2 protein-coding genes and 1 rRNA gene are annotated in these 3,083 nt (G+C 49.2%); 2 read left to right on the top strand and 1 reads right to left on the bottom strand.

The window, feature by feature from the left end; all coding sequences use genetic code 11:
* Positions 1–1,006: ribosomal RNA gene (locus NTZ10_00075) — 16S ribosomal RNA — on the bottom strand; the annotation flags it as partial.
* Between the two features lie 299 nt (positions 1,007–1,305).
* On the opposite strand from NTZ10_00075, the gene NTZ10_00070 reads away from it, so the two are divergent.
* Together NTZ10_00070 and thiE are read left to right on the top strand one after the other, a co-directional pair.
* On the top strand, positions 1,306–2,160 hold the full coding sequence (locus NTZ10_00070) for a M23 family metallopeptidase (protein MCX5748634.1): 855 nt from the start codon (positions 1,306–1,308) through the stop codon (positions 2,158–2,160).
* Between the two features lie 8 nt (positions 2,161–2,168).
* Positions 2,169–3,083, top strand: a 915-nt coding sequence (gene thiE, locus NTZ10_00065) for a thiamine phosphate synthase (GenBank protein MCX5748633.1), incomplete at its 3' end; no start/stop codon positions are given.

Here is a 3,083-nt window from a genome sequence, read left to right as displayed (position 1 = left end):
CATCTCACGACACGAGCTGACGCCAGCCATGCAGCACCTATTCTAGACACCGGTTCAACGGTCACCCGGTGTTTCCACCAGGATACTTCTAGAATTTCAAGCCCAGGTAAGGTTCTTCGCGTAGCATCGAATTAAACCACATGCTCCACCGCTTGTGCGGGCCCCCGTCAATTCTTTTGAGTTTTAGCCTTGCGGCCGTACTCCCCAGGCGGGTCACTTAACGCGTTAGCTACGGCACAGAAGGGGTCGATACCTCCTACACCTAGTGACCATCGTTTACAGCAAGGACTACCGGGGTATCTAATCCCGTTTGCTCCCCTTGCTTTCGCATCTCAGCGTCAGAAGATGTCCAGAAAGCCGCCTTCGCCACTGGTGTTCCTACAGATATCTACGCATTTCACCGCTACACCTGTAATTCCGCTTTCCTCTACATCTCTCCAGCCCTGCAGTATCAAGTGCGTACCCGGGTTGAGCCTGATTCCGGACAACGCTTGCCCCCTACGTATTACCGCGGCTGCTGGCACGTAGTTAGCCGGGGCTTCCTCTGCGAGTACCGTCAATATCGTTCTCGCTGACAGGGCTTTAAGATCCGAAAACCTTCATCACCCACACGGCGTCGCTCCGTCAGGCTTTCGCCCATTGCGGAAAATTCCTCACTGCTGCCTCCCGTAGGAGTCTGGACCGTGTCTCAGTTCCAGTGTGACTGATCGTCCTCTCAGACCAGCTACCCGTCATAGCCTTGGTGGGCCGTTACCCCGCCAACAAGCTGATAGGCCGCAAGCTCATCCGTCAGCGAAAAACCTTTCATTACGCTCTCATGCGAGAGTGTAATAATATCCGGTATTAGCCCACCTTTCGGCAGGTTATCCCGGGCTGATGGGTAGATTACTTACGTGTTACTCACCCGTCCGCCGGTTGCCATGTATTGCTACATGGCCCCCTTGACTTGCATGTGTTAGGCGCGCCGCCAGCGTTCGTCCTGAGCCAAGATCAAACTCTCAAAAAAAAGTTTAATTAGCTCTTTGATTCCAAAAAATTCTGACTGGGAAATTCATGTATTTGCGCCACATTGCCCCGAAAAAGCAAAAGCTTTCCCGGAACATTCATCCCTGTTTAGTTTTCAAGGTTCTTTTTCGTTAAAGAAAATCGTGTGAGGATAAAAATAGGTATCTTTGCCCTTCAGGGGCAATCCGCCTCCTTCCCTTACACGTAACTATTATTTTACAGATAATCCGGGGTGCTGTCAATAGGGCATCTCTAGCCGCTTTTAAAAATAACATTTTATTATTTTGTTATACTGTTTATATGATAATTTCAAAAAAGCTTATTCGGATCACGGCCATAGTATTTTTACTATTTCTCGTCGGTCCGTCTTTTGCCGGAAGCCGGCCGATACTCCCAAAAACTGTTTTTCAGGGAAAGACCTTCACAGTACCGGTGATCTCAAAAGACCCTGTTTCGGGAGAGGCGGTCTTTCTGGGAAAAACGATCCCGTTCTACGGATATAAGAACGGGGCAAGGGCGATAATCGGAGTCCCTCCGCTTGCGGCAACGGGGCAGAATGAAATAATTATAAACCTTTCAGCTGGCGGCAAAAAAGTGATGGAGAAAAAACAGGTCATAATAATGCCGGCGAAATTCAAAGCCGAAAGCCTTGTGTTCATGCCAACAAAGATCAGAGGGATATCAAAAGCAAAAATAAAGATAGACCAGGACGAGCTGGCGGTGATGATCTCAAAGGAGACGCCGGTAAAGTTTTGGGAAGGCAGGTTCATAATGCCGGTAAAAGGTTATATAACTTCGCCTTTCGGAGCGTATAGGAACTACAACGGCAAAAGATTAGGCGACCACAGAGGAATGGATATAGGAGGAAATCCGGTTGGCACACCGATAAAAGCCGCTAACTCCGGAGTTGTCGCTTCCGCTAAACTCCTGCCGACACTCGGATCGTGCATCGTCATAGACCACGGACAGGGTGTCTGTTCCATATACATGCACATGAGCAAGTTGCTTGTCACAGAGGGTGATGAAGTCAGAAAAGGCGATATCATAGGGCATGTCGGGAACATAGGCCTTTCGAGCGGCCCGCACCTTCATTTCGGCATCAGTGTCCACAATACGAGGGTGGACCCTGTGCAGTGGGTGCAAAAAGAGATATAATTTTTATGATGGACATTAAGATAGACCGTATCATCGATGCCAATATCAACCGCCTTATTGAAGGTGTGCGGGTAGTTGAGGAAATTGCGCGGTTCATATTAGAGGATAAAAAGCTTACGCAGGAGCTGAAAAACGTAAGAGCAAGAGTAGGCAGGCTTTCCTCGGGGATGTCAGAGAGCAGCCAGATAATGAGCCGTGATTCCAAAAAAGATCTCGGAAGATATCTATATCCCGAATCAGAAGGAAAAAGGACAAATATCGCGGGTATCGCGGCGGCAAACATCAAAAGGGCCGAGGAAGCCGCGAGGGTGCTTGAAGAGTTCGGTAAATTGATCGATCCGGCTTTAGGAAAAGAATTTAAGGATATCAGGTTCGAGATCTATGATATAGAAAAAAAACTTATGATCGGCTGTAAGCCGTTAGCGATCAGCCGCAAGCTTGATTTTGACCTGTATGTTGTTACAGACCCGAACGTCCTTGCAGGCAGGCCGATTGTGAAAGTCGTGAAAGAAATAATAAAAGGCGGGTGCAAGATGGTCCAGTTAAGAGATAAGAAAGCGCCGATAGGGCAGTATTTTAAATGGGCAAAGGAGAGCGGGCGGGAGTGCAAGAGGGCTGGAGTAACTTTTATCGTGAACGATTATATCGATGTCTGCCTTGCTATAGACGCGGATGGTGTTCATCTGGGGCAGGATGATTTCCCGATTCCCCTGGCCAGAAAACTCTTGGGGGAAAGGGTGATCATCGGCGGATCGGCAGGCAGCCTCGAAGAAGCCCGCAAATGTCTCTTGGAAGGCGCGGATTATATCGGTTTTGGCCCCGTCTATCCTACGACCTCCAAGGAAGACGCCGGCCCCGCGAGCGGGCTTGGCCTCCTGAAACAAATCGTGGAGTTGATCCCTCGGCCCATCATTGCCATCGGT

The sequence above is a fragment of the Candidatus Saganbacteria bacterium genome (assembly GCA_026387835.1).
Taxonomy (GTDB): domain Bacteria; phylum Margulisbacteria; class WOR-1; order JAKLHX01; family JAKLHX01; genus JAPLKZ01.
This window is presented reverse-complemented; position numbering and strand designations above follow the sequence as displayed.

Excerpts from the sequence above, each read along its gene's own strand:
- NTZ10_00070 (MCX5748634.1), top strand. The coding sequence starts at position 1,306 with ATGATAATTTCAAAAAAGCTTATTCGGATCACGGCCATAGTATTTTTA.